General features: G+C 60.0%; 18 protein-coding genes and 4 tRNA genes. 6 read left to right on the top strand and 16 right to left on the bottom strand.

The window, feature by feature from the left end; translation table 11 throughout:
• Nucleotides 1-34 precede the first annotated feature (34 nt).
• A complete protein-coding gene (locus tag HBO19_RS17380; RefSeq protein ID WP_170057936.1) occupies nt 35-2,074 on the bottom strand; it encodes an NADPH-dependent 2,4-dienoyl-CoA reductase in 2,040 nt (679 codons plus the stop codon).
• A gap of 211 nt (nt 2,075-2,285) precedes the next feature.
• Here HBO19_RS17380 and HBO19_RS17375 point away from each other — a divergent pair, with 211 nt between their 5' ends.
• Together HBO19_RS17375 and HBO19_RS17370 are read left to right on the top strand one after the other, a co-directional pair.
• Nucleotides 2,286-3,416, top strand: a complete 1,131-nt coding sequence (locus tag HBO19_RS17375) for a carbon-nitrogen hydrolase family protein (protein WP_169954396.1) — start codon at nt 2,286-2,288, stop codon at nt 3,414-3,416.
• Nucleotides 3,417-3,420: 4 nt separating this feature from the next.
• Nucleotides 3,421-4,461 (top strand): AraC family transcriptional regulator, encoded by a 1,041-nt coding sequence (locus HBO19_RS17370; protein ID WP_169954397.1) that lies wholly within the window; start codon nt 3,421-3,423, stop codon nt 4,459-4,461.
• 268 nt (nt 4,462-4,729) lie between these two features.
• On the opposite strand, the gene HBO19_RS17365 is transcribed toward HBO19_RS17370, so the two are convergent.
• On the bottom strand, nt 4,730-5,518 hold the full coding sequence (locus HBO19_RS17365) for a DUF2242 domain-containing protein (protein ID WP_170057935.1): 789 nt from the start codon (nt 5,516-5,518) through the stop codon (nt 4,730-4,732).
• A 44-nt stretch (nt 5,519-5,562) separates the two neighbouring features.
• Nucleotides 5,563-6,507 carry a LysR family transcriptional regulator gene (locus HBO19_RS17360; RefSeq protein WP_169954399.1) on the bottom strand — a complete coding sequence of 315 codons (945 nt, stop codon included), beginning with the start codon at nt 6,505-6,507 and terminating at the stop codon, nt 5,563-5,565.
• Between the two features lie 126 nt (nt 6,508-6,633).
• Between HBO19_RS17360 and HBO19_RS17355 the strand changes: the two genes are divergently transcribed.
• On the top strand, nt 6,634-7,809 hold the full coding sequence (locus HBO19_RS17355; protein ID WP_170057934.1) for an MFS transporter: 1,176 nt from the start codon (nt 6,634-6,636) through the stop codon (nt 7,807-7,809).
• Nucleotides 7,810-7,872: 63 nt separating this feature from the next.
• Here HBO19_RS17355 and HBO19_RS17350 read toward each other — a convergent pair whose 3' ends face one another.
• The 10 genes from HBO19_RS17350 to HBO19_RS17305 all read right to left on the bottom strand — a co-directional run bounded on the left by HBO19_RS17350 (nt 7,873) and on the right by HBO19_RS17305 (nt 17,269).
• Nucleotides 7,873-9,744 (bottom strand): SurA N-terminal domain-containing protein, encoded by a 1,872-nt coding sequence (locus HBO19_RS17350; protein WP_170057933.1) that lies wholly within the window; start codon nt 9,742-9,744, stop codon nt 7,873-7,875.
• A 230-nt stretch (nt 9,745-9,974) separates the two neighbouring features.
• Complete coding sequence (locus tag HBO19_RS17345) at nt 9,975-10,247, bottom strand: HU family DNA-binding protein (protein WP_003174819.1); 273 nt, start codon at nt 10,245-10,247, stop codon at nt 9,975-9,977.
• A 148-nt stretch (nt 10,248-10,395) separates the two neighbouring features.
• The gene (gene lon, locus HBO19_RS17340) at nt 10,396-12,792 is read right to left on the bottom strand and encodes an endopeptidase La (RefSeq protein WP_170057932.1); all 2,397 of its coding nucleotides are present in this window, start codon (nt 12,790-12,792) and stop codon (nt 10,396-10,398) included.
• Nucleotides 12,793-12,952: 160 nt separating this feature from the next.
• Nucleotides 12,953-14,236, bottom strand: coding sequence for an ATP-dependent Clp protease ATP-binding subunit ClpX (clpX, locus tag HBO19_RS17335; RefSeq protein WP_029298419.1), 1,284 nt, complete (start codon nt 14,234-14,236; stop codon nt 12,953-12,955).
• A gap of 112 nt (nt 14,237-14,348) precedes the next feature.
• Nucleotides 14,349-14,984 carry an ATP-dependent Clp endopeptidase proteolytic subunit ClpP gene (clpP, locus tag HBO19_RS17330; protein ID WP_029298421.1) on the bottom strand — a complete coding sequence of 212 codons (636 nt, stop codon included), beginning with the start codon at nt 14,982-14,984 and terminating at the stop codon, nt 14,349-14,351.
• Between the two features lie 92 nt (nt 14,985-15,076).
• Nucleotides 15,077-16,387: a trigger factor gene (gene tig, locus HBO19_RS17325; RefSeq protein ID WP_029298423.1), complete on the bottom strand. Its 1,311-nt coding sequence runs from the start codon at nt 16,385-16,387 to the stop codon at nt 15,077-15,079.
• A 401-nt stretch (nt 16,388-16,788) separates the two neighbouring features.
• Nucleotides 16,789-16,864: transfer RNA gene (locus HBO19_RS17320), tRNA-His, on the bottom strand.
• 77 nt (nt 16,865-16,941) lie between these two features.
• Nucleotides 16,942-17,026: transfer RNA gene (locus HBO19_RS17315), tRNA-Leu, on the bottom strand.
• A 58-nt stretch (nt 17,027-17,084) separates the two neighbouring features.
• A tRNA-His gene (locus HBO19_RS17310) sits at nt 17,085-17,160 on the bottom strand.
• Between the two features lie 32 nt (nt 17,161-17,192).
• Nucleotides 17,193-17,269: transfer RNA gene (locus HBO19_RS17305), tRNA-Arg, on the bottom strand.
• A gap of 280 nt (nt 17,270-17,549) precedes the next feature.
• Between HBO19_RS17305 and folD the strand changes: the two genes are divergently transcribed.
• Nucleotides 17,550-18,404 carry a bifunctional methylenetetrahydrofolate dehydrogenase/methenyltetrahydrofolate cyclohydrolase FolD gene (gene folD, locus HBO19_RS17300; RefSeq protein WP_169954403.1) on the top strand — a complete coding sequence of 285 codons (855 nt, stop codon included), beginning with the start codon at nt 17,550-17,552 and terminating at the stop codon, nt 18,402-18,404.
• Nucleotides 18,405-18,611: 207 nt separating this feature from the next.
• The gene (gene pbpG, locus HBO19_RS17295) at nt 18,612-19,535 is read left to right on the top strand and encodes a D-alanyl-D-alanine endopeptidase (RefSeq protein ID WP_169954404.1); all 924 of its coding nucleotides are present in this window, start codon (nt 18,612-18,614) and stop codon (nt 19,533-19,535) included.
• A 48-nt stretch (nt 19,536-19,583) separates the two neighbouring features.
• Here the strand turns inward: pbpG and HBO19_RS17290 are convergent, their stop codons facing one another.
• Nucleotides 19,584-20,270 (bottom strand): peptidase C39 family protein, encoded by a 687-nt coding sequence (locus HBO19_RS17290; protein WP_170058082.1) that lies wholly within the window; start codon nt 20,268-20,270, stop codon nt 19,584-19,586.
• Between the two features lie 212 nt (nt 20,271-20,482).
• On the opposite strand from HBO19_RS17290, the gene HBO19_RS17285 reads away from it, so the two are divergent.
• On the top strand, nt 20,483-20,644 hold the full coding sequence (locus HBO19_RS17285; protein WP_169954405.1) for a hypothetical protein: 162 nt from the start codon (nt 20,483-20,485) through the stop codon (nt 20,642-20,644).
• Nucleotides 20,645-20,682: 38 nt separating this feature from the next.
• Here HBO19_RS17285 and HBO19_RS17280 read toward each other — a convergent pair whose 3' ends face one another.
• Nucleotides 20,683-21,963, bottom strand: coding sequence for a Zn-dependent hydrolase (locus tag HBO19_RS17280; protein ID WP_170057931.1), 1,281 nt, complete (start codon nt 21,961-21,963; stop codon nt 20,683-20,685).
• 155 nt (nt 21,964-22,118) lie between these two features.
• Nucleotides 22,119-23,606 carry an NCS1 family nucleobase:cation symporter-1 gene (locus HBO19_RS17275; protein WP_170057930.1) on the bottom strand — a complete coding sequence of 496 codons (1,488 nt, stop codon included), beginning with the start codon at nt 23,604-23,606 and terminating at the stop codon, nt 22,119-22,121.
• Between the last annotated feature and the right edge of the window lie 106 nt (nt 23,607-23,712).

The following is a 23,712-nucleotide window of genomic DNA, read 5'->3' as shown; positions in this document are numbered from 1 at the left end:
GGGGCGGTAGTCTAACACCGCCCCTGCGCGGCCCTTACAACTCGGCGGCCAGGCGCGAGCCCTGGTTGATGGCGCGCTTGGCATCCAGCTCGGCGGCCACGTCGGCACCGCCGATCAGGTGCACGTTCTGGCCAGCGGCGACCAGGCCGTCCTGCAGTTCGCGCAGCGGGTCCTGGCCGGCGCAGATCACAATGTTGTCCACCGCCAGCACCTGCGGCTCGCCCTCGGCACCAATACGGATATGCAGGCCCTCATCGTCGATCTTCAGGTATTCAACGCTATTGAGCATCTGCACCTGCTTGTTCTTCAGGCCGGTACGGTGGATCCAGCCGGTGGTCTTGCCCAGGCCGTCGCCAACCTTGGAAGCTTTGCGCTGCAACAGGTAAACCTCGCGCGCCGGGGCGTGGGGCTGGGGTTTGATCCCGGCCACGCCGCCGCGGGCCTGCAACAGGGTGTCGATGCCCCACTCCTTCCAGAACGCTTCGCGGTCCAGGCTGGTGGACACGCCCTGGTGCACGAGGAACTCCGACACGTCAAAGCCGATACCACCGGCACCGATCACGGCAACGCGCTTGCCCACCGGCTTGCGCTGCAGGAGCACGTCCAGGTAGCTGAGCACCTTGGGGTTTTCCACGCCAGGAATCGCCGGGGTACGCGGCGCGATACCCGTGGCGAGGATGATCTCGTCATAACCGCCGGCCACCAGTTGCGCCACATCCACCCGGGTGTTGAGGCACAGCTCGACATGGGTGGTCTGCAGCTTGCGCTTGAAGTACCGCAGGGTTTCAAAAAACTCTTCCTTGCCCGGCACGCGCTTGGCCACGTTGAACTGGCCGCCGATCTCGCTGGCCGAATCGAACAGGGTCACCTGGTGCCCGCGCTCCGCCGCCACGGTGGCAGCGGCCAGGCCGGCTGGGCCGGCGCCGACTACGGCGATTTTCTTGATCTGCTGGACCGGCAGGTAATTGAGCTCGGTCTCGTAGCAGGCGCGCGGGTTGACCAGACAGGTGGTCAACTTGCCGCCGAAGGTGTGGTCCAGGCAGGCCTGGTTGCAGCCGATGCAGGTATTGATCTCATCAGCGCGGCCAGCGGCGGCCTTGTTGACGAACTCCGGGTCGGCGAGGAACGGCCGGGCCATGGACACCATGTCGGCATCGCCCTCGGCGAGGATCTGCTCGGCCACTTCCGGGGTGTTGATACGGTTGGTGGTGATCAACGGGATCTGCACCGCGCCACGCAGCTTGGCCGTGACTTTACTGAACGCACCGCGCGGCACCTTGGTGGCGATGGTCGGGATGCGCGCTTCGTGCCAGCCGATACCGGTATTGATAATCGTCGCGCCCGCCTGTTCGATGGCCTTGGCCAACTGGACGATTTCTTCCCAGGTGCTGCCGCCCTCCACCAGGTCGAGCATCGACAGGCGGAAGATGATGATGAAATTCGGCCCCACGGCTTCGCGCACCCGGCGCACGATTTCCACCGGCAGGCGCATGCGGTTCTCGTAGGCGCCGCCCCAGCGGTCGGTGCGGTGGTTGGTGTGGGCGGCGAGGAACTGGTTAATGAAATAACCTTCGGACCCCATGATTTCGACGCCGTCGTACTCGGCGACCTGGGCCAATACCGAGCAGGTGACAAAGTCGTTGATCTGCTTCTCGATGCCTTCCTCGTCCAGCTCCTTGGGCTTGAACGGGTTGATCGGCGCCTGGATCGCGCTGGGGGCGACCTGCTTGGGGCTGTAGGCATAACGCCCCGCGTGGAGGATCTGCATGCAGATCTTGCCACCGGCCTCGTGCACGGCCTGGGTGACGATCTTGTGCTTGAGCGCCTCGGCTTCGGTGGTCAGCTTGGCTGCCCCGGAGTACACCCCGCCTTCATCGTTCGGGCCAATACCGCCGGTGACCATCAGGCCCACGCCGCCACGGGCGCGCTCGGCAAAATACGCCGCCATGCGCTCGAAGCCGCCAGGTTTTTCTTCAAGGCCGGTGTGCATCGAACCCATCAGGGTGCGATTGCGCAAGGTGGTAAAACCCAGGTCCAACGGGGCCAGCAGGTGCGGGTAGGCAGCAGCGGTCATGGTACAGCTCCACAACGGATCATCACGGGACGTGACAGGCTCGAATGGCCGGCCATCGGTTTATGTTCCACAGACTAAGAGCCACGCCGTTAGCGCTCAATGACTGAAACTGACAACTTATTGATCCAAATGCGCAACGCCCCTTGGCAAGCGTGGCGACGCGCCCTACCCTAGGGGCGAACCCTGCACACGGCCTGTTGTCTGTTCCCCCATGCGTAAATTACTTGCTTTGACCCTCACCATGGCCCTGGTCGCCGCCGTTTCCGCCTATCTGGTCTGGACCCAGGAGCGCCCCGTGGGGCATTACCTGTCGGACCTGCGGATCAACCTGGCTGTAAACGAGGGCACTCCCGCCGATCACGGCAACCTGCTGGGCATCCAGCCGGAGCTGTTCCCCGCTGACTACCAGAGCCTGGAACGCTTGCACCTCAAGCTCTCGGCCTACCTGCGCAATGCCCAGGAACTGGGCCTGCTCAACGATAAAACCATCGTGGTCCTGCCCGAACATGTCGGCACCTGGCTGATGGTCAGTGGCGAAAAAAACGAGCTGTATCAGGCGACTAACTTCAAGGAGGCGATGAACTGGCTGTCGGCGAGCAACCCTTTGCTGTTCCTGCGCGCATTGATCAGCGCCCAGGGCGATAACCGCCTGGACGATGCCTACCTGCGCATGAAGGCGCCGGCCATGGCCCGCGATTACCAGGTGCTGTTTGGCGGCCTGGCCAAGGAGTTCGGGGTGACCCTGGTTGCCGGCTCCATCGCCCTGCCCAACCCCAGTATCAGCCAGGGTCAACTGCAGGTCGGCCATGGCGCGCTGTACAACACCAGCCTGGTGTTCGACCGCGATGGCCTGCCGCTGGGCCAACCCCAGCGCCAGCTCTACCCGATTTTCGATGAGCGCGGTTTTATCGCCCCGGGCGACGAAAACGCGGTCAGCGTGATCGACACCCCGGCCGGGCGCCTGGGCATCCTGATCGGCAGCGACAGTTGGTACCCCGACAACTACCGCAAGCTCAACGAACAAGGCGCGCAACTGGTGGCCGTGCCGGCACTGGTGATTGGCCGAGACACCTGGGACAAGCCATGGCGCGGCTTCAAAAGTGTGTCCACGCCCCCGGAAGTCAGCCTCAAGCCCGAAGAGCTCAGTGAAGGCGAAGCCTGGCATCGCCTGAGCCTGATCAGCCAGGCCCCCATCAGCCTGGCCGGTGCCGGCATGAGCGTATTCATGCGCGGGCAGTTCTGGGACCAGGGCACCAGCGGCCAGAGCTTTCTCAGTGCCAACGGCCAAGTCTTCGCCGACGGCAACGCACGTGGTGCGCGCCTGCTGAACGTGTGGCTATAAACCCATGAAGCCGGCACCGATGCGCCTCGGGGACTTATCGGTGGGCATCGTGCACACCCTGGCCGACGCCATCCTCAGCCATGGCCTGGACCCGCAGCCGTTGCTGTTGCAATACGGCCTGGACCCGGCGCGCTTGAGTGAACCCGGCGCGCGCCTGTCGATCCCGCGCTATATGCGCCTGGGCCATGCGGCCATCCAACTGACCGGCGACCCCGGCCTGGGCCTGCGCATGGGCCAGTTGAGCCGTATGAATCAACTTGGCCTGGCCGGCGTCACCGCCGCCCAGGCGCCCAACGTGCGCGAAGCGGCACGCACCCTGACGCGCTTCGAGGCCTTGTACGGCGCCAACTATCGTGGCCAGTCGAGCTTTCATGAAGACGCCCAGGGCGCTTGGCTGCGCTTCTATTCCATCAGCCCGTACAACGCTTATAACCGCTTCGTGGTGGACTCGATTCTGGCCGGCTGGCTGCATCAGATGGCGAACTTGTGCCAGCAGCCGGTGCTGGCCGAGCGCATCGAAATCGAATTCGCCGCACCGGACTACAGCGCCAGCTACAGCGTGCTGGGCGAGTGCCCGGTGCAGTTCGGCGCCGAGCTCAACCAACTGCGGCTGAGCCAGTACAGCCTGGGCCTGCGCAACCCGCAGCACTGCCCAAGTACCTGGCACTTGCTGGTGCAATTGTGTGAACGGGAGTTGGAACAACTGACCCGCACCCGCAGCCTGCGCGAGCGCATCATTCGTTTGCTGGGGCCGATGCTCAATGGCGGCCGGGAACCCGACCTGGAAGAAGTGGCGGCGCGCCTGAAGCTGCCAACCTGGACCTTGCGCCGCAAACTGGCCGAGGAAGGCACGCAGTTTCGCGCGATTCTCAACGACACCCGCCGCGACCTGGCCATGACCTACATTCGCGACACGGAACTGGCGTTTGGGGAAATTGCCTACTTGCTCGGTTTTGCCTCAGCGGAGGCCTTTCAACGGGCCTTCAAGCGCTGGAACAGCCAGACCCCAGGGGAATTTCGCCGCAGTCAGCGGCATTCCGCCTGACGCCTGCCTACAGCTCGGTGGCGTCGTCGGCCGGGTGCGAAGGGTCCAGTTCAAATGCCTGGTATTCCAGCAGCTCTTCTTGATAATCGTCCATCGTCGACTCCTTGTGTCATCAAAGCAGGTTGTTCAAGTGACCTGCATCACCAGCCTAAAGTGCCGTGGTGACAAAAAAAAGACAGGGTCATGACATTCCTGCACTCCAGGATTAAACGTAGCGACGGGCAACGGATTTAATTCATCAAACTTGACCCTCTCGGCCCGCGCGTAATTACTCGCCGGTGGCCGGCAGCGGTGGAATCACCTCTGTCGGTGCCGGCAGCACAGGCGTAGTCGGCACTTCTGCTGGAGTTTGCGGGGTAATGGGCATGGCCTCTACCGGCGGTGCAAGCGGTTCCGAGACCGCTGGCGTGACAGGTACCGGCGGCACTTCTTTCGGCGCTTCTACCTTATCCACCGCCGGCGCGGGCTTGGGTTCCGGTACGCCGAGATCGGCCTTTGGCGCTTCGGGAATGTGCTCGGCGGCTTTCACTTCCTGGGGCAGGAACACATCCACCAGGGAAAAGTAGCGGTCATAGAACTTGGGCGAGGTGACCGTCTCGCTGGCCACCTTGACCATGGAGTCGTCGGTGGAGCCGATCGGCATCGACACCGAACCGAGTACGCCCACCCCCAGGCTGGCGGAGTTGTTGACCTTTTTCAGCGCGTAGCGATCCTGCAGGGCGTTGGCAAACATGGTGGCATGATGCTCGCCGCTGCCATCTTCGGCACACACCACGTTGAAACTGATCTGTAGATGGGTCTCACCGGTCTGCTGGAAACTTTTGTTACCGCTCACCAGCTTCGGGTCGCTGCTGGTGATGATGTAGCCCTGGCTGAGCAACGCCCGGCGTGCCGCTTCGCAGGCCGCGATATCGCTGACCGGGTAATTGCGCGAAAACGTACCGGAGTCGTCGAAGTTCTCATGTTCGTAAATAGCGGTCTTGGGCGACGAGCAGCCCGTGGCGCCTGCCAGCACCAGCGCGAGCGCGAGGCCACGCAAGTGAAATGAAGTCGACATTGATCATCCTGAGGAAAACGGTCAGGGCGGTATTGTGCAACAGATCACCGGCTGCGCGCGCGGATTCCTGTCGGTAAAACGTCACCAGCCGGCTCGACGCGCGGTGCAGGAAAAAGCCTGGCGCTCATATGATCGATAAACACCCGCAGTTTGGCCGAGGCATGTCGGCTCGACGGCCAGAGCATCCAGAAGCTGCCACTGTGCTCCAGGTAATCGTCCAGCACCCGCTGCAGGCGGCCCTGCTCGACGGATTCGCGGACCATGAAGTCCGGCAGGCAGGCGATCCCAAGGCCTTCGTGCACTACGTGCTTTAGCGACTCGATGGTCGTGCTGACCAACGGTGCACGCAGCACCGGTTCGGGTTCGCCCGGTAAATGGCGCAGGGGCCAGCTCTCCAGCTTGCCGGTGGCGCAAAACTTGTGACGTAGGCAGGCATGATGGTTGAGGTCCGTAGGACAGGCCGGTACGCCGTGTAAGGCGAAGTACTGCGGCGCTCCCACCAGCACCAACCGATAGTGCCCCAGCAGCCGCGCCGACAGCCGCGAGTCCTCGGGCTTGCCGGTGCGCACCACAGCGTCGAAGCCTTCCTCGATCACATCCACCATGCGGTCGGAAAAATCCACGTCCAGCTCAATCTCTGGATAGGACCGCATAAACTCGGTCAGCACCGGCATCAACAGGCCCCTGACCTGGGGCAAACTGATGCGCAATTTGCCACGGGGGGTGGTCGCTGCTTCAGTCAACTCCTGCTCGGCCGCTTCAACCTCGGCCAGGATCCGCCGTGAACGCTCGAGAAACAGCGCGCCCTCGGCCGTCAGCGTGATACTGCGGGTACTGCGATGGAACAGCCGCACCCCCAGACGCTGCTCCATGCGCGCAATGCTTTTGCCCACAGCCGAGGACGACACCCCCAGCAGCCGACCGGCCTGGGTAAAGCTGCGGGTCTCCGCGACCTGCACAAACACCGACATACTGCCCAGACTGTCCATTGTCACTTCCTGCGAATTACGGACATAAACGTCCGATAAGTTCGGAACCTTAGCCCATTTTTCCAAGTGGTTCAGCCCCCTACTCTGCCCCGATGTCCTGATGCCTTGAATACGGAGCCGAGCCACATGAATGACTGCAGTACATCGCAATGCCTGCCCAGCCAGCGCGAACGCCTGCCCATGGCGGGCTTGCTGGCGCTGGCCACCGCCGGCTTCATCACCATCCTCACCGAGGCGATGCCCGCAGGTCTGCTGCCCCAGATGAGCGCCGGCCTCGGGGTGAGCGAGGCGCTGGTCGGCCAGCTCGTCACGCTGTATGCCCTCGGCTCGTTGCTGGCCGCCATCCCCCTGACCATCGCCACCCGTGGCTGGCGCCGCCGCCCCTTGCTGATGCTAGCCATTGGTGGCTTCGCGCTAGTCAACAGTGTCACGGCACTATCAAGCGTGTATTGGCTGACCCTGGTTGCACGGCTGTTGGCCGGGGTGTTCGCGGGTTTGCTCTGGGCACTGCTGGCAGGATATGCCAGCCGCATGGTGGCCCCGCACCTACAGGGCCGGGCGATTGCCGTGGCAATGCTGGGCGCGCCCCTGGCGTTATCCCTTGGAGTGCCTGCCGGAACGTTTCTGGGCACTGCAGTGGGTTGGCGCTTGAGCTTTGCGATCATGAGCGGGCTGACAGTGCTGCTACTGGCGTGGGTACGCTGGCAGGTGCCGGACTTTGCCGGGCAACGTGCGCAACAGCGCCTGGGCTTGCGCCAGGTCCTGCGTTTGCCGGGGGTGCGACCGGTGCTGTGGGTGACCTTTACCTACGTGCTGGCGCATAACATTCTGTACACCTATATCGCGCCGTTCCTGGCGCCCGCCGGGCTTACCGCCGACATCGACCGGGTATTGCTGGTATTTGGCCTGGCCGCGCTGATGGGGATCTGGATCGTCGGCCTGTTGATTGACCGCCTGCTGCAGGTCCTACTGGTGAGCAGTTGCACCCTGTTTGCCGCTGCAGCATTGGCCCTGGGGCTGTGGATCGCCTCTACCGAGGTCGTCTACCTGTCAGTCGCCATCTGGGGCCTGGCGTTTGGCGGCTTGCCTGCCTTGCTGCAAACCGCGCTGGCCAAATCGGCCGGTGACTCGGCGGATGCAGCCCAGTCGATGCTGGTGACGGTGTGGAACCTGGGGATTGCCGGCGGTGGGCTGCTGGGAGGCATACTGCTTCAGGGATGGGGCGTCATGTGGTTTCCCTGGGTCGTTGCCGCCTTGGCTACGCTGGCATTGATCACCACCCTGCAGCCTCGCCGCACCTGACAAACAGGCAAAAAAAGACCCCGGTTTCAGGCCGGGGTGTTTTTTTGAAACGGTATTAGTACATCAGAACCGCTTGATGTCAGCCTTGGTTTCCAGCTCCTTGCGGAACGCAGCGAAGTCCTGCTGACCGACCCGCGAAGCGAGGAAGCGACGATATTGCTCCTTCTCTTCATCGGTTGGCGCAGCGCCTTCGTTGACGTTGTTCAAGCGCAGGATCATCAAGCTGCCATCCGGCAGGGTCACGTCGGTGAAGGTCGGTTTGTCCTTCGCCGCCGGCTTGGCCATGCGGAACAGCGCTTGCAGCACGGCAGGCTCGACGCCTTCCTGGCCACGGGTAGCAGCTTCGGTGACTTTCCAGGCCTGGCCATCAACCGCCTGGTCCAATGCCAGCTTGCCGTCGCGCAGGTTAGCGATCAGCTCGTCAGCATGGGTCTTCGCCGCAGCGCTTGCACGCTCCTTGGTCAACTGGGCACGGATGGCGGTCGCCACGCTTTCCAGCGGCAGTTGCTCCGGCTTGCGGTGCTCCTTGGCGCGCAGGACCACGATGGTTTCCGGATCCAGCTCGATGGCGGTGCTGTTGGCACCCTCATCCAGCACTTCAGGGCTGAAAGCCGCCTGGATCACAGCACGGTTGGCCGCGATGCCTTCGCCACCTTCACGGCCAAACGGCGCCGAAGTGTGCACGGTCAGCTTCAGGTCCGAAGCTGGCTGGGCCAGGTCGGAGGCTTCGAATGCCGCATCTTCCAGTTGCTTGGTTGCCTCGACGAAGCGCTGCTCCACTTGCTGGGTCTTCAGCTCGCGGGTCAGCTTGTCTTTCAGGCTGGCGAACGAAGGCACTTCTGGCGCTTCAACACCCAGCAGCTTGATCAGGTGCCAGCCGAAGCTGGAACGTACCGGTGCCGAGACCTGGTCCTTGTTCAAGGCGTACAGGGCACTTTCGAACTCAGGATCGTAGACGCCAGGGCCTGCAAAACCCAGGTCGCCGCCGCTGTTGGCCGAACCCGGATCCTGGGAGAACTCCTTGGCCAGGGCCTCGAAGCTTTCGCCCTTGGCCAGGCGCGCCTGGACTTCCTCGATCTTGGCCTTGGCCTGGGCCTCGGTAACCTTGTCGTTGACTTCGATCAGAATGTGCGCGGCACGACGCTGTTCAGCGAGGTTGGCGGTTTCTTTCTCGTACAGGGCCTGCAGCTCATCGTCCTTGACCGCTACCTGGTCAAAGAACGAAGACTTCTTCAGCTCCAGGTAGTCGATGACGACCTGGTCCGGAGTCATGAACTCTTTGGCGTGTTGGTCGTAGTAAGCCTTGACCTCGTCGTCGGTGAGTTTCACGGCTGCCGGGTCGGCCTTGATGCTGACGGTGGCGAAATCACGGGTCTGTTTTTCCAGACGCGCAAAGTTCAGCACTTCCTGGTCGGTGACAAAACCGCTGCCGGCAATGCCTGCGCGCAGTTGGCCGATCAGCATTTCCTGGGTCAGCATCTGCCGGAACTGCATACGGCTGTAGCCCAGTTGACGGATCACCTGGTCGAAGCGTTCAGCGCTGAACTTGCCGTCTTCCTGAAACTCCGGGGTCTGCAGGATCACTTGGTCCAGTGCAGCTTCCGAGAAAGAGAACTTCGAATCGGCCGCGCCTTGCAGCAGCAGCTTGCGATCGATCAGGCCTTTGAGGGCCGCCTCGCGCAGCATTTTTTCATCCAGCAAGGACGCGTCGAAGTCCTTGCCCAGTTGTTGCATCAGCTGCCGACGTTGCATGTCGACGGCCTGGCTCAGCTCGTTTTGAGTGATTTCTTCACCATTGACCTTGGCCGCGTCCTGGCTGTTGGTCGTGGCCTGGAAAATGGCCTCGATACCGGTGAAGGCCATCAATACAACGATGAGCCCGATAATGGTCTTGGCAATCCAGCCTTGTGAATTGTCCCTGATATTCTGCAGCATGCGTCCCCCAGAAACGGTTGAACTTCAAAAATTAGGCAACCGTGGAGCGTGGGTAGAATCCGGATAGAAGAAAGGCGCATCCGAGGATGCGCCTTCTCGTAACTGGCGGAACGGACGGGTGTTGAACCCGCCCCCCGGCGTCGCGACCCAATGGATACTCAGGTCAGTTGCCGCTCCGCTGCCAGGCCAGACCTGCGTCCAGCCCGGATAGGCAAAGGCTTGAACGAAGCTTAGTTGACGGCTTCTTTCAGGGCTTTACCGGCTTTGAAACCTGGTTTCTTGGCAGCAGCGATTTGCAGTGCTTTGCCAGTCTGTGGGTTACGGCCAGTGCGGGCTGGACGATCGGTCACAGAGAAAGTACCGAAACCTACCAGTACCACGGAGTCGCCGGCCTTGAGAGCGCCAGTGACGGATTCGATTACTGCGTCCAGCGCACGGCCAGCAGCGGCTTTCGGGATATCAGCAGATGCGGCGATAGCATCAATCAGTTCCGACTTGTTCACTCTAAGTCCCCTTATATCTATTGAGTATGATTCTAAGTTTTTTGGTGAAAGCAAAAACCAGTGCTGAATGGCCTACAGGCACTTATAAGAGCCGCTTTATAACAAGGGCTCTAAAAAGCTGTCAAGGAAGCCACCAAGCTTAAACGTATTAATGCGTGCTAATTCTTTCCTTAGAGTCAGTCTCGCGTTTTTCGTCCTTCGCGACTATCTCGGGAGCCACATCCGGCAAGGGCTCCGGCGCGTATTGCAGCGCAATTTGCAGGACCTCGTCAATCCATTTAACCGGTTTAATCTGCAGATCCTGCTTAATATTGTCAGGAATTTCCTTCAAGTCGCGAACATTCTCTTCAGGAATGATCACCGTCTTGATACCACCACGGTGTGCAGCCAGCAGTTTTTCCTTCAGGCCACCAATGGCCAGTACCTGACCACGCAGGGTGATTTCCCCGGTCATGGCCACATCGGCGCGCACGGGGATGCCGGTCAGGGCCGATACCAGGGCCGTGCACATGCCTACGCCAGCGCTAGGGCCGTCTTTGGGGGTCGCCCCTTCCGGCATATGGATGTGGGTGTCGTGCTTCTCGTGGAAGTCCAGGGGGATCCCCAGGCTGCGGGCGCGGCTGCGCACCACGGTCTGCGCGGCCGTGATGGACTCGACCATCACGTCACCCAGGGAACCGGTCTTGATCAGTTGCCCCTTGCCCGGGATCACCGCGGCCTCGATGGTCAGCAATTCGCCGCCCACCTGGGTCCACGCCAGACCAGTCACCTGCCCGACCTGATCCTGCTGCTCGGCCAGGCCGTAGCGGAATTTGCGCACACCCAGGAAGTGCTCCAGCGCATCAGCCGTGACCTTCACGGAGAAGCGTTTCTCCAGGGCATGTTCTTTGACTGCCTTACGGCAGATCTTCGCCAATTGACGCTCAAGGCCCCGTACACCGGCCTCGCGGGTGTAGTAGCGAATGATGTCGCGGATCGACTCGACATCAAATTCGATCTCGCCCTTCTTCAAGCCGTTGGCCGCAATCTGCTTGGGCGCGAGATACTTGACGGCGATATTGATCTTCTCGTCTTCGGTGTAACCCGGCAGACGAATCACCTCCATCCGGTCCAGCAGGGCTGGCGGGATGTTCATCGAGTTGGAGGTGCACAGGAACATTACATCGGACAGGTCGTAGTCGACTTCCAGGTAATGGTCGTTGAAATTGTGGTTCTGCTCGGGGTCGAGCACTTCGAGCAAGGCTGATGCAGGATCGCCACGCATGTCGCTGCCCATTTTGTCGATTTCATCGAGCAGGAACAGCGGGTTGCGCACGCCAACCTTTGTCATCTTTTGAATCAATCTTCCCGGCATCGAACCGATGTAAGTCCGGCGATGCCCACGAATTTCCGCTTCATCACGCACGCCACCGAGGGCCATGCGTACGAATTTTCGGTTGGTGGCGTTGGCAATCGACTCGGCCAGCGAGGTTTTACCCACGCCCGGAGGACCGACCAGGCACAACACCGGGCCACGAATCTTCTTCACGCGCTTTTGCACGGCGAGGTATTCGAGGATGCGCTCCTTGACCTCTTCCAGGCCGTAGTGATCGGCGTCGAGGATATCTTCGGCACGCGCCAGGTCCAGGCGCACCTTGGTCTGGGCTTTCCACGGCACCTGCACCAGCCAGTCGATGTAGGAACGAACCACGGTGGCTTCGGCCGACATCGGCGACATTTGCTTGAGTTTGTTCAACTCGGCGGTGGCTTTGGTCAACGCATCTTTTGGCAGGCCTGCGGTATCGATGCGCTTTTTCAGCTCTTCGATTTCGTTGTGACCTTCCTCGCTGTCGCCGAGCTCTTTCTGAATGGCCTTCATCTGCTCATTCAGGTAGTACTCGCGCTGGCTGCGCTCCATTTGTTTCTTGACGCGACCGCGAATGCGCTTCTCGACCTGCAACAGATCGATCTCGGCATCCAGCAGGGCCAGGACGTGCTCGACCCGGGTCGACAGGTCGATGATTTCGAGGATGTCTTGCTTCTGCTCGATCTTCAGCGCCATGTGTGCGGCCATGGTGTCGACCAGACGGCTTGGCTCATCAATGCTGTTGAGGGAGGACAGGACTTCAGCCGGGACTTTCTTGCCCAGTTGCACGTATTGCTCGAACTGGGACAGCAGGCTGCGTACAAACACTTCGGATTCGCGCTCAGGCGCATCGACTTCGTCGATCAACGCCACTTCTGCACGCAGGTGGCCGTCCACCTCCATGAAGCGCTCGACCCCACCGCGCTGCTCACCCTCGACCAGCACCTTGACGGTGCCATCCGGCAGCTTGAGCAATTGCAGAACGGTGGCAATGGTGCCGACGCGATACAGGGCGTCTTCGCCTGGATCGTCGTCAGCCGGATTTCTCTGGGCCAACAGCAGGATCTGCTTGTCGCCCGTCATCGCGGCCTCGAGGGCTTCGATAGACTTCTCGCGCCCCACGAACAGCGGGATAACCATGTGCGGATACACAACCACATCACGCAATGGCAGGAGAGGCAATTCAATGGTTGTCTTCATGATTTCGCCTCTATGACAGATGAAAGTAAGCTTGAAACCAAGATGGGGGCTGCGTGTAAAAAAAACAAGCTCAATGCTGGCAGTTACACACAGTAAAAATCCCTATGAAAAACAAAGGGGCCCCTAGAGGCCCCTTGTTTGTACCGAAACTGCGAAACGCTTACGCGTCTGGCGCAGCCTTGGCAGCCGGCTCACTGTTTTCGTAGATATACAGTGGCTTGGACTTACCTTCTATAACGCTTTCGTCGATCACCACTTTACTCACCTCGGACTGCGAGGGGATTTCGTACATGGTGTCGAGCAGTACGCCTTCGAGAATCGAGCGCAGGCCACGTGCGCCAGTTTTGCGCTCCAGTGCCCGCTTGGCCACCGATTTGAGCGCATCGGCACGGAACTCGAGGTCTACACCTTCCATTTCGAACAGCTTGGCGTATTGCTTGGTCAGGGCGTTTTTCGGCTCGGTGAGGATCTGAATCAGAGCAGCCTCGTCCAACTCGTCCAGCGTAGCCAGGACCGGCAGACGGCCAACGAATTCCGGGATCAGACCGAACTTGACCAGATCGTCAGGCTCGACTTCACGCAGGGACTCGCCCACCTTCTTGCCTTCTTCCTTGCTGCGCACTTCTGCACTGAAACCGATGCCGCCACGGGTGGAACGGTTTTGAATAACCTTTTCCAGGCCGGAGAACGCACCGCCACAGATAAACAGGATGTTACGCGTATCAACCTGCAGGAATTCCTGCTGCGGGTGCTTGCGGCCACCTTGGGGCGGTACGGAAGCAACCGTGCCTTCAATCAACTTCAGCAGGGCTTGCTGCACGCCTTCGCCGGAAACATCCCGGGTGATCGACGGGTTGTCGGACTTGCGCGAAATCTTGTCGATTTCATCGATATAGACAATACCCATCTGGGCCTTCTCTACGTCGTAGTCGCACTTCTGCAGCAGTTTCTGAATGATGTTCTCGACATCTTCACCCACGTAGCCAGCCTCGGTGAGGGTGGTGGCGTCGGCGATGGTGAACGGAACGTTCAGCAGGCGAGCGAGGGTTTCTGCAAGCAGGGTTTTACCCGAGCCTGTAGGACCGATCAGCAGGATGTTGCTCTTGCCGAGTTCGACCTCGTCACCTTTCTTGTCACGCTGGTTCAAGCGCTTGTAGTGGTTGTACACCGCTACGGCCAGAACCTTCTTTGCACGCTCTTGACCAATCACGTACTGATCAAGGATGCCGCTGATTTCTTTAGGCGAAGGCAATTTGTGCGCGCTGCTTTCGGCCTGTGCCTCCTGCACCTCCTCACGGATGATGTCATTGCACAGGTCGACGCACTCGTCGCAGATAAAGACCGAGGGGCCGGCAATCAATTTGCGCACTTCATGCTGGCTTTTGCCACAGAAGGAGCAATAGAGCAGCTTGCCGTTGTCCTCGCCGTTGCGGGTGTCAGTCATTCGTTCGATCCAAATCCGATAGGCTTGCAACACAAGATGAAGGCTTATGCGGGCTTTTTCAAGCCCGCCGGTGGTCGGACATGCCGACCAGCCCTATTTTGAGCGGCTTATATTAAGCGGGGCGCTTGTCGATCACGGCGTCGATCAGCCCGTATTCACGCGCGGCTTCGGCACTCATGAAGTTGTCGCGGTTGGTATCGCGCTCGATTTCTTCCAGGGTGTGCCCGCTGTGCTTGGCCATCAGCGTATTGAGACGCTCACGGATAAACAGGATTTCCTTGGCGTGGATTTCGATGTCCGACGCCTGGCCCTGGAAACCGCCCAGTGGCTGGTGAATCATCACGCGCGAGTTAGGCAGGCAGAAACGCTTGCCTTCAGCACCTGCGGTCAGCAGGAATGCACCCATGCTGCAGGCCTGGCCAATGCATGTGGTGGATACGTTCGGCTTGATGAACTGCATGGTGTCGTAGATCGACATGCCCGCCGTCACCGAACCGCCTGGGGAGTTGATGTAGAGATGGATGTCCTTGTCCGGGTTTTCCGCTTCAAGGAACAGCAGTTGCGCACAGATCAGGTTGGCCATGTAGTCCTCTACCGGACCAACCAGAAAGATCACTCGCTCCTTGAGCAGGCGCGAGTAGATGTCGTAGGCGCGTTCGCCACGAGCAGATTGCTCGACAACCATCGGGACCAGGCCGCCTGCGGCCTGGATATCAGAGTTCTGCTGAATATACGAATTACGGAACATGCTCTGCAGTTACTCCCAAATAGTCATGTCTTGAATACGCATAAGCCAGCGCGAGGCTGGCTTATGGGTGTATTTTCAAACGAGTTGGACAATCAGTCGGCTTGTGCTGCTTCTGCCGGCTTGACTGCTTCTTCGTAAGAGACCGCTTTGTCGGTCACCTTAGCCTTCTGCAGAACAGTATCCACAACTTGTTCTTCCAGCACAACCGAACGGACTTCGTTCAACTGCTGGTCATTCTTGTAGTACCAAGCCACGACCTGCTCAGGCTCCTGGTAGGCCGAAGCCATTTCCTGGATCATTTCGCGAACGCGGTCTTCGTCAGGCTTGAGGTCGAACTGCTTGACCACTTCAGCCACGATCAGGCCCAGCACGACGCGGCGCTTGGCTTGCTCTTCGAACAGCTCGGCCGGCAGTTGGTCAGGCTTGATGTTGCCACCAAACTGCTGAACAGCTTGTACGCGCAGGCGGTCCACTTCGTTGGACAGCAGAGCCTTAGGCACTTCGATCGGGTTGGCGGCCAGCAGACCGTCCATGACCTGGTTCTTGACCTTGGACTTGATGGCCTGGCGCAGCTCACGCTCCATGTTCTTGCGAACTTCGGCGCGGAAACCTTCGATACCGGTTTCCTTGATGCCGAACTGGGCGAAGAACTCTTCGTTCAGTTCTGGCAGCTTAGGCTCGGAAACACTGTTGACAGTCACGGTGAACTCGGCGGCTTTGCCAGCCAGGTCCAGGTTCTGGTAGTCAGCAGGGAAAGTCAGGTTCAGAACACGCTCTTCACCGGCTTTAGCGCCAACCAGACCGTCTTCAAAACCCGGGATCATGCGATTGGAGCCCAGTACCAACTGGGTGCCTTTGGCCGAGCCGCCAGCGAAGACTTCGCCGTCAACCTTGCCTACGAAATCGATGTTCAGCTGGTCTTCGTTCTGGGCAGCGCGATCGGCCACTTCAAAACGGGTGTTCTGCTTGCGCAGGATTTCCAGCATGTTGTCCAGGTCGGCATCAGCCACTTCGGCGCTCAGGCGCTCGATTTCGATACCTTCGAAGCCAGCGACGGTGAACTCTGGGAACACTTCGAATACGGCAACGTATTCCAGGTCCTTGCCAGCTTCCAAGGACTTAGGCTCGATGGAAGGCGAACCAGCCGGGTTCAGCTTTTGCTCGACAACAGCTTCGTAGAAGGAAGCCTGGATCACGTCACCTACGGCATCTTGACGCGCGTCAGCACCAAAGCGGCGCTTGATTTCGCTCATCGGCACTTTGCCTGGACGGAAACCAGCGATCTTGGCCTTCTGGGCAGTCTGCTGCAGACGCTTGTTGACCGCAGTCTCGATGCGCTCTGCCGGCACGGTGATGCTCATGCGGCGCTCGATAGCAGTAGTATTTTCAACAGAAACTTGCATGGATATTCCTCGTTGCACAGACGTTAGCCGGCCGTTTCCGACCCAAGAATCAAGGGCATGCATTCTAGTGGGTCAAACTCAAGAAGTCACCCTACTGAAAACGGGTTAAAAAACAGCAGGCATTTTACAGGTACGAATGCACGAATGCTCCTCGCCCCAGTGACAAATACAGCCAATCACGCCAGGGCTCTGTACCAACCCTTCTATATATAGAAGAAGCTGCCAACCATCTCCCTGGCTGCCAACCTTGCGCACAAGGCCGGCGGGTAGTACGGCATCATCGAGAAACAAAAATACGACGAAGCGCCCACCCCTGCGACCCAGAACCTGCAGTCGCCGAATACGTAAACCGCTAAAACAAAAAAGGCGCCAGACTGTTAAATCTGGCGCCTTTCGGAATATGGGGTGGACGAAGGGGATCGAACCCTCGACAACGGGAGTCACAATCCCGTGCTCTACCAACTGAGCTACGCCCACCATATTGCGTGACAAAGAAGCCAATCGCCTTCTCTGTTAAGCACCAACCCAGCCCATGGCAAGGGTGACGCTGTATTTGGTGCGGATGAAGAGACTCGAACTCTTACGCCTCGCGGCGCTGGAACCTAAATCCAGTGTGTCTACCAATTCCACCACATCCGCGGCTTGAAGCTTTTAAAACAAAGGCGCCAGACCGTTAAATCTGGCGCCTTTTGAAATATGGGGTGGACGAAGGGGATCGAACCCTCGACAACGGGAGTCACAATCCCGTGCTCTACCAACTGAGCTACGCCCACCATCTTGCGCTACTTGTGCCAAAGCTGCCTAATGGCGCACCCGGCAGGACTCGAACCTGCGACCATCCGCTTAGAAGGCGGATGCTCTATCCAGCTGAGCTACGGGCGCCTGATTAATCTGTACTCTTGGAGGACTACAAACTAAATGCTTCCAGCCTCACACAATAAAACCACTATTGCGCTCGACCTTCTTAACCAGTGCTAGGCTGTGCCCGACAAGTGCGACGAATAGTATAGACGCCCCCAGGGGCCGTCAAATCTTTTTTGAAAAAAATTCATTTTATTTAAGGGGTTAGGGGAATTTGCAGACCAAGCGCCTTTGCCCTCACGTCCTGGCGTGCGAGAATGCGCGCACTTTTCCTCCCCCTCTCGATGGTTAATCACGCGTAATGACTGCACAACTTATCGACGGCAAATCAATCGCCGCCAGCCTGCGCCAGCAGATCGCCAAACGTGTCGCCGAACGTCGCAAGCTTGGCCTGCGCACGCCGGGGCTCGCGGTGATCCTGGTCGGCAGCGATCCTGCCTCCCAGGTTTATGTCTCGCACAAGCGTAAAGACTGTGAAGAGGTCGGCTTTGTTTCCAAGGCCTACGACTTGCCTTCCGACACCACCCAACAGGCGCTGACCGACCTGATCGACGGCCTCAACGACGATCCGAACATCGACGGCATCCTGCTGCAATTGCCGCTGCCGGAGCATCTGGATGCCTCCCTGCTGCTGGAGCGCATCCGCCCCGACAAAGACGTCGACGGTTTCCATCCTTATAACGTCGGTCGCCTGGCCCAGCGTATCCCCCTGCTACGCCCCTGCACGCCAAAAGGCATCATGACCCTGCTGGAAAGCACCGGCGTGGACCTGTATGGGCTGGATGCGGTAGTCGTTGGCGCTTCCAACATTGTTGGCCGCCCGATGGCCATGGAACTGCTGCTGGCCGGCTGCACCGTGACCGTCACCCACCGCTTCACCAAGGACCTGGCAGGCCACGTCGGCCGTGCCGACCTGGTAGTGGTCGCCGCCGGCAAGCCGGGCCTGGTCAAGGGCGAGTGGATCAAGGAAGGCGCCATCGTCATCGACGTCGGCATCAACCGCCAGGAAGACGGCAAGCTGGTGGGCGACGTAGTGTATGAAACCGCCCTGCCCCGTGCAGGCTGGATTACTCCGGTGCCGGGTGGCGTAGGCCCGATGACCCGTGCGTGCCTTCTGGAAAACACCCTGTACGCGGCCGAAACGCTGCACAGCTAATAACCCGCCGCACTAAAGAAGCCCTGCCTTATGGCGGGGCTTTTTATTGCCCGCAAAAAAAGTCGTTTTTTCTTTGTTTTTAAGAGCTTTCGTCTGGTTTTAGAAGAACATTCGACAGTTTCTGGCCCATACTAATAATATGTAACGTCATTTTTCATTAAGCCGGTCGCACCCGGTATTTTTCTATCTTTTAGCGAGTCCATCCGCGTGAATATTCGTCTCTCTCTCGTCAGCCTGTTCTTCGCATTCGCAGGCACTGTCGCCAACGCCAGTGAAACCACCCTGGCCCCACGGGATACCTCGCAGCTGCATATCGCTTCGGGTAGCGCGATGCTGGTGGATTTGCAAACCAACAAGGTGATCTACGCCAGCAACCCCGACGTAGTCGTGCCGATTGCTTCCGTCACCAAATTGATGACCGGCATGGTGGTGCTGGACGCCAAGCAGAACATGGACGAGTACATCTCCATCAACATCAGCGACACCCCGGAAATGAAAGGCGTGTTCTCACGGGTCAAGCTCAACAGCGAGATGCCGCGCAAGGAGATGTTGCTGATCACCCTGATGTCCTCGGAAAACCGTGCCGCTGCCAGCCTGGCCCACCACTATCCGGGCGGTTATGCCGCATTTATTGCCGCGATGAACGCCAAGGCCAAGGCCCTGGGCATGAACAGCACGCGCTATGTCGAGCCCACCGGCCTGTCGATCCATAACGTGTCCACCGCCCGCGACTTGAGCAAGCTGGTGCAAGCCGCGCACAAATACCCGCTGCTCACGCAACTGAGCACCACCAAGGAAAAAACCGTGTCGTTCCGCAAGCCCAGCTACACCCTGGGCTTTTCCAATACCGATCACCTGGTCAACCGGGCCAACTGGGATATCAAGCTGACCAAGACCGGCTTCACCAACCAGGCCGGCCACTGCCTGGTGCTGGTGACGAGCATGGGCAATCGTCCGGTATCGCTGGTGATCCTCGATGCTTTCGGCAAGTTCACGCACTTTGCCGATGCCAGCCGCATCCGCAAGTGGATTGAAACCGGCAAGAGTGGCTCGGTGCCGGACGTGGCCCTGCAATACAAGGCCGACAAGAATCTCAAGGCCCGCCAGACCGGGGTCGCCCAGTCCCATTGATACACGATTGGCAGGTACAAAAAACGGCGCCCTCGGGCGCCGTTTGCTTTATGGCTGCTTCGGTCTTTCGGCCATCACCTTGAGTGCCTGGGCTGCCGCCTGCTCCTGGCCGGCCTGGGCGGTTGCGTTAGCGGCCTGCTGCCACCGCCCCGCATCCAGATTGGCCGGCAACTGGCTTGGGCGCTGGACCAGCACCGCCCACTGCCCGGCGCTGCTCCAGGCGGACTCGAAGTCGCTGAACGCCACCGGGCGTCGCCGGTCCCTTGCGACTCGCAGCAATACCGTACTGTTCTGCTGGTTAAAGCCCACCAGTACCGCATAACGCGGCTCGGCCCAGAGTGTCGAGCCCTCGGTGATGCGCACCATCACCGGATACCCCGCCGCCACCTGCGCCAACAGCGCGGTTAGCTTGGCATCCAGCGGATACACCAGCATCCCGTACTCACGCGCCAGTATCTGCATATTGCGCTCAAGGTCCGCTTCCCCACCCGGCAGGTGCAATGGCTTATCCAGCAAGCCCGGTGTAATCACAATGCCTTGTTGCGACAGCATGCTGGCCAAGGCGGCTGGGCCACCCTGGTAGGTGTCGCCTCGAAAGGCCGGCACACCGTTGAGCTCTACACGTTCGGGCAGTCCGTGGATTTTCGAGGGGGTGGGATGCCCGGCACACGCGGCCAATCCGAGGACGCAGGCAGCCACCAGCGAGGATTTTTTGAGACTCGACCGTAAACGCAACTTCTTCACTCTCTTGATCATCTGCGGGCTGGGGCGTTGATCATAGGGCGCTCTTGGACGCCGGTATAGCCTTGGGCAGCAGTAAAAAGCCCGGGATAGAGCAAACAAGTTGGACGGACACGACCATTGGTCAATAGCACGCAACCGGGAGGCAGCTAGACTGTCCATTGCAAAGACAGTGTGTGCCCTGCACAGGGCAAAAGGAGGCACTCATGAGCCTGACAACCACGATTTTCCTGCTGGTGCTTGGCTGGCTGGCCGTCGCCGGCGCCATGTTGTGGGGGGTATTGCGCGTGACCCGCCGGCATCATCATCCACAGCCCAAGGCCGCGACACGCGCCAAGGCCCATAAGCCTGTCGCCCATCACGCCTGATAAATAATGTAGGAGCCGGCTTGCCGGCTCCTACAGGTTCAGGCCACCCGCTTGTTGGCCACGGCCGCCGACGCCGCCACCATCGCCCGCAGCAATACCGCGCACCCCGCCGCCAGGTCATCCGGCGCCGCGTTTTCGATCTCGTTATGGCTGATCCCGCCCTCACACGGCACGAATATCATCCCCGCCGGCCCCAATTCGGCAACGAAGATCGCGTCGTGCCCGGCGCCACTGACAATATCCATGTTCGACAGCCCCAGGCCATTGGCCGCCTCACGTACAGCATCGACACACCCCTTGTCGAAATACAGCGGTGGAAAGTCGGCGGTAGGCACCATTTCGAAGGTCAGGCCGTGCTTGGCGCAGGTGTCGTCGATCACCTGGCGCACCTGGGCAATCATCGAGTCCAGGCGTGCCGGCTCCAGGTGGCGGAAGTCCAGGGTCATGCGCACCTCGCCAGGGATCACATTGCGCGAGCCCGGGTAGGCTTGCAGGCAACCCACGGTGCCACAGGCATGGGGCTGATGGCCGAGGGCTGCGGCGTTGACCGCAGCCACCACTGCCGAAGCACCGACCAGGGCGTCCTTGCGCAGGTGCATCGGCGTTGGCCCAGCGTGGGCCTCGACCCCACGCAGGGTCAGGTCGAACCATTTCTGGCCGAGCGCCCCCAGCACCACGCCGATGGTTTTGCGCTCATCTTCAAGGATCGGGCCTTGCTCGATATGGGCTTCAAAATAAGCCCCTACCTTGTGCCCACTGACCGGCCGGGGGCCCGCATAGCCAATCGCATTCAGCGCATCGCCCACCGTGACGCCCTCGGCATCGGTCTTGGCCAGGGTGTCTGCCAGGGTGAATTTCTCGGCAAACACCCCGGAGCCCATCATGCATGGCGGGAAGCGCGAGCCTTCTTCGTTGGTCCACACCACCACCTCCAGCGGCGCCTCGGTTTCGATCTGCAGGTCATTGAGCGTGCGCAACACCTCCACTCCCGCCAATACACCGAAGCAGCCGTCGAACTTGCCGCCAGTCGGCTGGGTGTCGATATGGCTGCCGGTCATCACCGGCGCCAGCGCCGGGTTGCGCCCAGGGCGACGGGCGAAAATATTGCCCACGCCATCGACAGTCACGGTGCAACCCGCATCCTCGCACCATTGCACAAACAGATCGCGAGCCTGGCGATCCAGGTCGGTCAGGGCCAATCGACACACACCGCCCTTGGGGGTAGCGCCAAGCTTGGCGAGGTCCATCAACGACTGCCACAGGCGGTCGCGGTTGATATGCTGATGGGTCGATTGTAGAACGTCGATGGCAGCGTTCATGGGGATCTCCTCAGGCAGTATTTCTTATGATTGACGCGGTCCAACTGTGGGAGCGGGCTTGCTCGCGAAGGCGGTGTATCAGTCAATATATCCATCACTGACCCACCGCCTTCGCGAGCAAGCCCGCTCCCACAGTTGATTGCATTCCACATCGCTTACAGGGATGTCTTGGCAGCGACCGGGCTGGTTTTGCGCTTGCTGCACAGGCCGTAATACAACACCCCGCCCAACGCCGAGCCGGTGAACCAGCCATAGCTGTAGAACCAACTGAATGCATCGCTACCCAGCGACAGCAAGGTCAGCACCACCGGCACGCCAAAGGCGATAAACCCCGCCACATTCCACGCCGGGTACACGTCATCGCGGTACAACCCCGCCAGGTCCAGTTGCTGGCGGCGGATCAGGAAATAGTCCACCACCATGATCCCGGCAATCGGCCCCAACAGGCTCGAATAACCCAGCAGCCAGTTGGAATACACGGTTTCCAGGCTGACATCGGACACGATCAGGCCGAGTTTTTTCAGCAGTTCATGGGCCATCAACGCCAGCCCCACCAGGCCGGTAAGCACCACGGCGGTGGTGCGGTTGATCAGCTTGGGCGCGATGTTCTGGAAGTCATTGGTGGGCGAGACAATATTCGCCGCCGTGTTGGTCGACAGCGTGGCAATGATGATCAACGCCATCGCCACCGCCACCCACACCGGGCTCTGGATGTGGCCGATCAGGGTCACCGGGTCGGAGACGCTGACCCCCACCAACTTCACCGAGGCGGCGGTCATGATCACGCCCAATGCGGCGAACAGGAACATGGTCAGCGGCAGGCCAAAAATCTGCCCCAGGATCTGGTCCTTCTGGCTTTTGGCATAGCGGCTGAAGTCGGGAATATTCAACGACAACGTGGCCCAGAACCCGACCATCGCCGTCAGCCCGGCCATGAAGTAACCCGTCAGGCTCGCGCCTTCGGGCCGCTTGGGCGGAATCGCCATGAGTTCGCTGAGCGACACATTGGGCAACGCCCACACCAGCAGGCCGATACCTACCGCCACCAGCAGCGGCGCCGACAGGGTTTCCAGCCATTTGATCGACTCGGCGCCACGCAGCACCACCCACAGGTTCAGCACCCAGAAGATCATGAAGCCGATCACCTCGCCGGTGCCGCCCAGGCTCTTCCAGCCCTCGAAAATCGAGCCGAGGAACAAGTGGATCGCCAGCCCGCCGAACATCGTCTGGATACCGAACCAGCCACACGCCACCAGCGCACGGATCAGGCACGGCACATTGGAACCAAGGATGCCGAAGGATGAGCGCAACAGCACCGGGAACGGAATGCCGTACTTGGTCCCGGGAAAAGCGTTGAGCGTCAGGGGGATAAGCACCACGATATTGGCCAGCAGGATCGCCATCAGCGCCTCGCCCACCGACAAACCGAAGTACGCGGTAAGCACCCCACCCAGGGTGTAGGTCGGTACGCAGATCGACATGCCGACCCACAGCGCCGTGATGTGCCACTTGTTCCAGGTTCGTTCGTGCACCTTGGTCGGTGCCATGTCGTGGTTGTAGCGGGGGCTGTCGAGGACGTCGCTGCCGGCGTCGAGTTCATACAGGCCGTCGCGTTCTATGACTTGCGATCTGTTCTGTTGCATGGCCGCTCCACGGTTTTTTTTAAAATTATTGTTGCTCATCCGGCGCTCAACGCTGGATGGCCGTAGTCCCGCATGGACAACATGACATCACGGACCCGGCCAACCG

The organism is Pseudomonas sp. WS 5021, from assembly GCF_012985535.1.
Taxonomy (GTDB): Bacteria; Pseudomonadota; Gammaproteobacteria; order Pseudomonadales; family Pseudomonadaceae; genus Aquipseudomonas.
This window is presented reverse-complemented; position numbering and strand designations above follow the sequence as displayed.

What these genes read in the sequence shown, in the direction of transcription:
- HBO19_RS17380 (WP_170057936.1), bottom strand. Translation starts at nt 2,074, where the DNA reads ATGACCGCTGCTGCCTACCCGCACCTGCTGGCCCCGTTGGACCTGGGT.
- HBO19_RS17375 (WP_169954396.1), top strand. Translation starts at nt 2,286, where the DNA reads ATGCGTAAATTACTTGCTTTGACCCTCACCATGGCCCTGGTCGCCGCC.
- HBO19_RS17370 (WP_169954397.1), top strand. Translation starts at nt 3,421, where the DNA reads ATGAAGCCGGCACCGATGCGCCTCGGGGACTTATCGGTGGGCATCGTG.
- HBO19_RS17365 (WP_170057935.1), bottom strand. Translation starts at nt 5,518, where the DNA reads ATGTCGACTTCATTTCACTTGCGTGGCCTCGCGCTCGCGCTGGTGCTG.
- HBO19_RS17360 (WP_169954399.1), bottom strand. Translation starts at nt 6,507, where the DNA reads ATGGACAGTCTGGGCAGTATGTCGGTGTTTGTGCAGGTCGCGGAGACC.
- HBO19_RS17355 (WP_170057934.1), top strand. Translation starts at nt 6,634, where the DNA reads ATGAATGACTGCAGTACATCGCAATGCCTGCCCAGCCAGCGCGAACGC.
- HBO19_RS17350 (WP_170057933.1), bottom strand. Translation starts at nt 9,744, where the DNA reads ATGCTGCAGAATATCAGGGACAATTCACAAGGCTGGATTGCCAAGACC.
- lon (WP_170057932.1), bottom strand. Translation starts at nt 12,792, where the DNA reads ATGAAGACAACCATTGAATTGCCTCTCCTGCCATTGCGTGATGTGGTT.
- clpX (WP_029298419.1), bottom strand. Translation starts at nt 14,236, where the DNA reads ATGACTGACACCCGCAACGGCGAGGACAACGGCAAGCTGCTCTATTGC.
- clpP (WP_029298421.1), bottom strand. Translation starts at nt 14,984, where the DNA reads ATGTTCCGTAATTCGTATATTCAGCAGAACTCTGATATCCAGGCCGCA.
- tig (WP_029298423.1), bottom strand. Translation starts at nt 16,387, where the DNA reads ATGCAAGTTTCTGTTGAAAATACTACTGCTATCGAGCGCCGCATGAGC.
- folD (WP_169954403.1), top strand. Translation starts at nt 17,550, where the DNA reads ATGACTGCACAACTTATCGACGGCAAATCAATCGCCGCCAGCCTGCGC.
- HBO19_RS17285 (WP_169954405.1), top strand. Translation starts at nt 20,483, where the DNA reads ATGAGCCTGACAACCACGATTTTCCTGCTGGTGCTTGGCTGGCTGGCC.
- HBO19_RS17280 (WP_170057931.1), bottom strand. Translation starts at nt 21,963, where the DNA reads ATGAACGCTGCCATCGACGTTCTACAATCGACCCATCAGCATATCAAC.
- HBO19_RS17275 (WP_170057930.1), bottom strand. Translation starts at nt 23,606, where the DNA reads ATGCAACAGAACAGATCGCAAGTCATAGAACGCGACGGCCTGTATGAA.